At 56.3% G+C, this 8126-nt stretch carries 5 protein-coding genes; 2 read left to right on the forward strand and 3 right to left on the reverse strand.

Annotation, left to right across the window (positions count from 1 at the left end; genetic code table 11):
• Nucleotides 1-37: 37 nt before the first annotated feature.
• Nucleotides 38-3751: an ATP-binding protein gene (locus BLR08_RS30045; RefSeq protein ID WP_072338225.1), complete on the forward strand. Its 3714-nt coding sequence runs from the start codon at nt 38-40 to the stop codon at nt 3749-3751.
• 443 nt (nt 3752-4194) lie between these two features.
• On the opposite strand, the gene BLR08_RS30050 is transcribed toward BLR08_RS30045, so the two are convergent.
• The gene (locus tag BLR08_RS30050) at nt 4195-4884 is read right to left on the reverse strand and encodes a galactosyltransferase-related protein (RefSeq protein ID WP_072338224.1); all 690 of its coding nucleotides are present in this window, start codon (nt 4882-4884) and stop codon (nt 4195-4197) included.
• Nucleotides 4885-5151: 267 nt separating this feature from the next.
• The gene (locus tag BLR08_RS30060; RefSeq protein WP_072338222.1) at nt 5152-6129 is read right to left on the reverse strand and encodes a glycosyltransferase; all 978 of its coding nucleotides are present in this window, start codon (nt 6127-6129) and stop codon (nt 5152-5154) included.
• A 183-nt stretch (nt 6130-6312) separates the two neighbouring features.
• Here BLR08_RS30060 and BLR08_RS30065 point away from each other — a divergent pair, with 183 nt between their 5' ends.
• Nucleotides 6313-6654: a hypothetical protein gene (locus BLR08_RS30065; protein ID WP_072338221.1), complete on the forward strand. Its 342-nt coding sequence runs from the start codon at nt 6313-6315 to the stop codon at nt 6652-6654.
• 65 nt (nt 6655-6719) lie between these two features.
• Here the strand turns inward: BLR08_RS30065 and BLR08_RS30070 are convergent, their stop codons facing one another.
• Nucleotides 6720-7823, reverse strand: coding sequence for a tetratricopeptide repeat-containing glycosyltransferase family 2 protein (locus BLR08_RS30070; protein WP_072338220.1), 1104 nt, complete (start codon nt 7821-7823; stop codon nt 6720-6722).
• Nucleotides 7824-8126 lie beyond the last annotated feature (303 nt).

The following is an 8126-nucleotide window of genomic DNA, read 5'->3' on the forward strand; positions in this document are numbered from 1 at the left end:
AGCCATGGACCAGCCGCTGCCGGAGAGGAGAGCCCCTATGATCATACCCGCGCCGCAGCCCCAGCCGCTACGCGAACGATTGCCGTTCATTGTATTCGGGGCGCTCCCCGCCCTGCTGCTGCTGATCGGCTTTATCTATGCCGTTACTTATAATCATGTCAAGCATGGCGATTACAGGTTGACCGATCTGCGGACAACCGCAGATTGGAGCTTTCACCTGGGCGATCTCCCGTTGACGAACGGGAGCCCGGCGGCTCATAGTCTGGAGCTTACCGACACCGACTGGCTCCCGCTAGATATGAGCAAGGAGGCTGCAACGCTTATTCCGCCGCGCTATACCGGCTATTTCTGGATGCGCGTCACCCTTCCGGAGAAGCTTCGCGTGCCGGAGGCCAGTCTGTATGTGAACCGGCTGAAGCATGTGCAGATCTGGACGGATCAGCGCCTGATCTATAGCTTCAACATGGAGCCCCGCCAGCTTTTCGTGAACAAATATATTCACTGGGGGCTGGAGCCGCTCCAGCCGGAGGACTTCGGGCAAACGTTGTACATCCGGGCTTATCAATCCGATCCCGATCGGGTGAATGGCGTGTTCCTGATCGGCCGCGCATCGGACTTCATCCTGAATATGCTGAATCAGGATGTGCTCCGCTTCGTGCTGTCCGTCGTTTTTCTCGGAATGTCGATAAGCGCCTTTCTGATGTTTGCGCTGAATCGCAAGGAGCCGGTGTATGGTTATTTCGGGCTGCTGACCGCCTGCTCCGCTTACGCAAGCATCGTTCGCGCTTTATCCGTGCAGTGGTTTATGGATATTCCGCTATTCGCCTACATGCAGGACGTAGCGCTGCCGCTCGGCACAGGAGCGCTGCTCGCGTTCCTCAGCGAACTGTACCCGAGAGATTTGAAGCGGCAGCTGCTTTTATTCGCCCGACTCCTCTGGGGCTACGGGTGTCTGGTGATCGCGGGGGCCATGGTGAGCGAGAGCTGGTACGATCCGCTGATTGTCTACGGCTTTACGGGTATTGTCATCTTCGTTATGTCTGTCGTGATTACGCGGTTGGCCCGGTCGTATAGGACTAACAAGGACGGAGACACGTTATGGATTTTTGCCGGGCTTGTACTGCTCGTCCTGTTCGCTCTGCTGCATAATGTGCAGATGAATGTATTTGGCTATGCCGCCTGGCTGGAAGACTTCCTGCCCAAAACGACCGCTATCCTGAACGGCATGCAGATCAGCATCGGCATCTTCCTGTTCGTACTGTGTCTGGGTGCGGTGCTGCTGCGGCGTCTGACCCGGGCCCATCGTCAGGCGAGACAATACGCCGAGAAGCTCGGCCGGAAGAACGAGATGCTCCAGGATATGGATCGGCTGAAGGATAATTTTCTGGCCCGCACTTCCCATGAACTGCGAACCCCCTTGTATGGCATAGCCGGCATGGCCGAATCGCTGCTGGATAAAGATAGTTCGCCTCTCGCTCAAGAGGAGACACATCGGCGGATCGGGCTGATACTTGCAAGCTCAAGGCGGCTGACCCGGCTCGTGAACGATCTGCTGGATTTGTCCAGACTGACCTACCATGATTTGAAGCTCGTCAGACGTCCCGTCGACCTCCTACAAACCGCTCAGATCGTAACGGAGATGCTGCAAAGGCAAGCGGAGGAGAAGGGGCTGACTCTGGTATGCAGTCTGCCTGCCGATCTGCCCTATGTGTATGCGGACGAGGACCGGGTGGAGCAAATTCTGTTTAACCTGATCGGCAACGCGATCAAGTTCACCGAGCGGGGCGGCATAACGCTGTCCGCCTCGGTGTTTATGACCGGGACTTTACGCGAGGCTGGGGCTCGGCAGACGTCTGGAGTTCGGGCCGGCGTTACGGATGGATCTATGGAAAATGCTGTGAATGAGCCCACGGACCATGCTATGCCTAGAGCCACAGACAGTGCTGCGCATGAACCCACGGACCATGCTATGCCTAGAGCCACAGACAGTGCTGCGCATGAACCCACGGACCGAGCCGCACATGGGGCGATCGACCGAGTCACGCCACCAATTACTAACGGAGCTGCGACCGGAGTTAAGACCGCGGCCGCGGCCGCGCCCCTGCCCTGGACGGAAATCCCGCATACGGCAGCTGACGAAGAGGCGGGCGTGCATGTAGGAGCCCATCCTGGCGAATCGGCGGACCATCCCGCTCTGATCGTTCTCTCCGTGACGGACACCGGTGTCGGCATTCCCGAAAATGAGCTCCCCCTCGTGTTCGAACGTTTCAGCCAAGCTGAGCATACAAGCCGGATGAAGGCAGGCGGAGCGGGACTGGGGCTGACGATCAGCCGCCAGCTAGCCCGGCTGCACGGGGGCGAATTGTCCGTAGAATCCGTGGTTGGCCAAGGCAGCATATTCCGCCTTACGCTGCCCGTCTGCCCGGCTGAGCATCTGGGTGCCGGGATCTCTGACGATCAGCCCGGCGTATCTGAACCTCATCCCGCTGACACTGGCGGCTCGTCCGGCTCTTGGACACATGCAGCTGCGAGGACCAACGTATTTGCGGCAGAGCCGCTTGAATCCGGGTACGGCCTGGCTGCTGCCGGTAGCGATGAGGGAGACGGCAGCGACAGCGGAGCGGATTCAGGCAAGCTGATTCTCGTTGTAGACGATGAGCCGATCAATGTGGAGGTGATTGCAAGCCACCTCTCCTCCTTTTACCGGGTTGTCCGGTTCTTCCGCGCATCGGAGGCTTTGCAATGGCTGGCGGATGCGCGCATCAAGCCGGATCTGGTCATCGCCGATGTGATGATGCCCGGCATGAACGGCTTCGAGCTGGTCCGCCGCATCCGTGAATCTTACAGTGAAGCGGATGTTCCGATCCTTCTGCTGACGGCTAAGGGCCTGATTGAGGATCTGGAGGACGGCTTCGAGACCGGAGCCAACGATTATTTGATCAAGCCGGTGTCCAAACGGGAGCTGCTGGCTCGGGTCAGACTGCACCTGAAGGTCGCAGCCTTTACCCATACGCTTGAAGACGAGGTTCGTCAGCGCACCTCCGAGCTGGAGAACCGCAATCAGGAGCTGCGGCAATCCATGCATGAAACGATGAATGCACTCGAGGAGGTTGTGGCGCTCGAGGAACGCAACCGGATCGCGCACGAAATTCACGACATTGTCGGACACACGCTGACCGCTACGATCATGCAGATCGAAGCTACCAAACGTTTGCTGAACAAGGAAGACAAGGCGCTCGCGATGGAGAAGCTGTCCAGCGCACAAACCCTTGTCCGGGAGGGACTCCGGCAGATCCGGACGGTTGTTCTCATGCTTAAGGACGATGCAGTCAAGCCGCAGCTGAAGGACGCCCTGACGGAGCTTATCGAGCAGACATCCCGGCATGCCGAAGTGCAGATCGGCTACCGTATCCATCCGCTACCCGAGCTGCCCCCGCTCTGGAACAAAGTCATCTTCCATGCGCTGCAGGAAGGACTGACGAACGGCCTGCGTCACGGACATAGTACAGCCTTCGATTTCGAGCTGGCTCTGACGGACGGCATCGTGCATTTCTCGCTTCGCAACAATGGCCTCCCGCGGTTGGGCGTTCCGTTCGGCTTCGGGCTGTCGGCTATGAGCGAGCGGATCGCCCATTTAGGCGGAACGCTGGAGCTGCTAGACTGCCAGGGCAGTCAACAGTCGGGAGCAGCGCTGCCATGGAACTGCGAGCTGAGGCTGACTTTGCCATGGGAGCAGGACGACGCAGAGTGAGCGGCAATCCCAGGCCGGAGAACAGCGATCAATCCCCTCACGAGAGACAAGAGATGCTAAAACCTGTTTCTATAGGCCAAGCAAACAAATACTGTTGTCCGAACAGTCCGCGAATGGCCGGCTTTGCCGGCGGCTTCCGCATACTTTGGATTTGGTTGGAAACACTCCACCCGTACACTATCGAAATTAGGAATGGAGGAGGACGACCATGGCAGAGGTCCGCCGGGGCATGAGCCTGCTGCCCGAGCATATTAATGCGATTGTCCGTCATCTGCACGCTGCTGCGGCTCACTTCGGGCGGACGAATCCGATATGGCCCAGACCCTGGATAAAGTCGCGACTCTTAAAGATGATATCCGATATAAATAGCCAAAAGGCTCCCGACTCGGCTCGGGGCCTTTTGGCTGTTTCCTTTTCCTTTTCCTTTTCCTTTTCCTTTTCCTTCAACCAGGCTGCCGCTCACCTATCAACGCCTTCATCGCCTCCGCGCTGTCACGCGCCGCCCAGTATCGGAGAAACAACGCATAGTTGTTCCCATAGTTCGGATTGGAATGCGAGGAGGACGGGTGCCATAGATGGATCAGGATGTCGTCCAGCCGGACCCGCGGGCCGCTTAACGTATCCAGCGAGCAGGCGAAGGCATCGTCCTCGGCTCCCCAGCCTATGAATCTTTCATCCATTCCTTGGACGGCGTCGAAGGCGGCTCGGCTCAGAACTGTCAGTCCGCCTACGTACCGTCTGGCGTCCTCGATCGCCGAAGCCTGCTGAACAGGCGGCGGCCACTGGGGCTCTTGGCCGACCAGCAGCTCGGTTTCGGCCTGAGACAGCCGGAGAATCCGGTTGAACGGAATAACCCAGCCATACTTATCCGTCAGCGCTGCGGATTTCAACAAAAGCGCCGGCTCATAGATAAGATCGCTGTCGGCCAGAACAAGCAGATCTCTCGTCGCTTGACGTGCGGCTTTATTGATCGCTTGGGAGCGGCTGAAGGCCTCGCCCGCAAGCTCTCCGACGCAAAGCTCAATCCCCGGGAACAAAGCCTTGTAATACCGGCATACCCAATGAAAAGAAGCATCCCGCGGCCCGCCATGATCGGACATATAGGGAATTAACACGGAAATATCAGTAAACATCACTCATCCCCTTCTTCCATCGTCAGCCTCCATGCTTGCCTCTGAACAGATACGTGCTGAAATCCCGCTGAATATAATCCAGAAAATGCCGCTTCCCCACGACCGGTCAAGCTCCTCCTGCGTCCATACGCTGCGATGCGTTTCATATACATTGCCGTAGTCGCTGCCTTGGGGCCAGTTGGTCTTGATCGGATATTCAGCAGCACGTAAGCGGCTGCGCCCACGGCGTTATCCATCATGCGCATCGTTTTAGAGAGCTTAAACTTTCTAACCGGGTAAAGCAGGCGTTTCCCGCCTCGGTCCGATATCAAATAAAGTCTTGACCCAATCGTCCATCGTCAGGTCGGCAGACGCTTGGCTCACAATATGATTTCTGCACAAAGCTCCCAATTCGGCAAGCTGTCCGCGCCTCGATCTCCACGCCTCGATCTTCTGAATAAATGCTTCCGGATCATCGGTATCCAGCAGCAGCGAATGCCCGGCAGGGTGGGCGATTTCCTGCAAATAGCCCACATGCGTCCCGAGAACCGGAACACCGCATGAGTAAGCCTCCAAAGCCGGTGCGCAGCCGCCCTCATTGGCCGAGGTGACCAGCAGCAGATCCAGCCGATTGTAGAACTCCGGCATTTGCTCGTAGGATAGCTGTTTGGAAGCTTCCAGCCAGATGATTCCGGGCTCTTCCCGATAATGCTCTCGTATCGCCTGGTAGAGCGTGTAGTAGTTTTTCGAACGCTTGACTTTGTCTCCCGCCCATCCGATCGTAAGGGCGTCCTGCTGCTTGACGATATGCTCCAGCGGCTTGAACCGGTCAGGGTCGGCAAATTGACGGACATAACGGACCTCCGTACCCGGGACGATCTGCTGGAGAGTCTGCGTCAGACGGAGATTGGTTGCGGCGATGCGCCGCAGCGGACGTACAAAGGCATCCACAAACGCCTCATTCACCCGGATCGGATCTTGCCATTCGCGAAACGTCTCGAAGTCCGATAAGAAAAAATAATAGGAAACGGCAGCCGACGAATCTACACGAACCCCTCGGCTGATCAGATGCGAAGCGAGTCCTAGGCACATGGTCGAAATAACCTCGTATTTCGTATTCCAATGCTCGCTGCCGTGCAGGTTGATGCCTTGGAGCAATTCAGCCAAGGAGACAATGTCCAAGTCCTGATGAAACTGCTGGATGCTGCGAGCCTGCTTCCCCAATATCCACCAGTCCACATCGTACACTAGCAAATGCTTACCCACGGCTATTCCTCCTGCTCTCTATTCTTGTCGTTTATTCCGGCCTGGCAGGACCGGTTACCGGCCGGGGGAAATTAGAGAGATGCAGAGCTGCGCCCCCAGCTCTCAAGTCTATCCGATTGCGGCCGGGCATATGGTGTAACATGCGGCAATCCCCGTAATCTCGAGGAGATGGAGTGAGTAGAGATGGACTTCAACAAGTTATCCCGTTACTGCGAGCTGAAGGAGCAGCACAAGCGCCTGGAGGATGAGCTGGAGTCGATACGGAAGGACATCGTGTCCATGTACCCCGATTCGGCCGAAGTGAAGATTAACGACTACACGTTAAAGATCATTTATCAGGAGAAAAAGCAGTTTAACGATCATTTATTGTTCGAAGCGCTGCCCGACCCCGAGCTCTGGAAAAATGTATCCAAGGTCGACCCGGCCAAAATCTCGGCTCTGCTTAAAGCCGACATCATCTCAAGCGAAATGCTGGAGGGCACGTTTACTACGATCCGGACTCCTTATGTGTATGTGAACAAATAAACGAACGAGCCGCGGGCGGCTCTTTCACAGACAAGTTCCCTGACCGGACGGGCTGGGTGAAGCGGTCAAATGTTGTGACCGGGCCGCTCTGCCAGCTGCTGCTGATGCAGCTTTTCGAAGTAGCTTCTATTGTAAAGCACGCTCGGATGATCCGGCTTATAAGCCGCTGCCTTCTCATTATGCAGACTGGCCTGCTCATAATCGCCCAGCTTGTCAAAACACACGCAGAGCTGGAGATGGGGAAGCCACGTCCGGGAAGCCATGTCCACCATACCCCCTCCGTCCTGCTGATTGGCCGGTGCGAGCGCCTGTTCATACCAGTACTTGGCCTGCTCCCACTGACGCCGCTCCATGAAATAAGCCCCCAACTGACAGCTGACTTCCGGACGGGGGATCGAAAGCAGGAAGGATCGCAGCAGCGCTTGTACCCGTTTCTCCTGTTCTCCGATCTGGGCATAACAATGGGCCAGCTTCAGGCAGGACGCAATACGATCCTCCACCCATCCCTGGCCATCCGCCCAGAAGCGTTCATATTGCTCGATAGCCCGCTCATAGCGGCCGTGATCTCTTAATTCATTGGCGAAATAATACACATCCCTCGGAGTAAACGGCTCCCCGGCCTCGAACCGCTTCTGGTAGATGCGCAGATTGCGGTCGGTATAGGCCTTTTCTTTCCTGTGCCGAACGGCAATATCGGCATACAGATATGGCCCGTGCACATCCAAATATTCATGAACCGCTCCGATCCAGCGGAATTGACGCTCTCTGCGAACCAACCGATTGCGGCGCAGAGTGAATGCGGGCGTCCCAGCCTCGTCGTAAATCAAGTGATAGTTCATCGACACGCTGTTCACGGCCGGGTCCAGCGTCTCTTTTAGCTGCAAAAGCTTGCGTCTGTCAAGCTCGTCGATCACATCGTCGGCATCCAGCCACATGATGTACTCCTGAGTCGCCTGAGCGAACGAATAATTGCGGGCGGCGGCAAAGTCATCAATCCACGTGAACTCATACACCAAAGAAGTAAAGCCCGCAGCGATCTCCCTCGTACGGTCCGTAGAACCGGTATCGACGATGATGATCTCATCGGCAACCTCCCGAACGGATTCGAGACAGCGATGCAGCGTATGTTCCTCATTTCGGACAATCATACAGAGGCTGATCGTAATCATAACCGTCCTCCCACTATAAAGTAATGTTTTCTTCTGTTTTCTCACGTATTCTCAATATTTCAACTTTGACAGCTTGAGCGGTAATAGCGGAGAATGTAGCCTATGCAACTGACTGGAGTCAGAGCGTAGGCGGGAATAGAGCTTAGGATGTCAGATTCCAAAACTGTGGATGATTCGGTATGATCGCACAGTTGGATATCCACATTCACCCTCGGGGTTTACCCTCCCATGTCACGCTGGGTCTATGCCCTCACATTCCTTCGTTCTACCTCTCAAGGGGTGGATGCCGATTCTTGCTCCTTT

Source organism: Paenibacillus sp. cl123 (assembly GCF_900101595.1).
Classification (GTDB): domain Bacteria; phylum Bacillota; class Bacilli; order Paenibacillales; family NBRC-103111; genus Paenibacillus_G.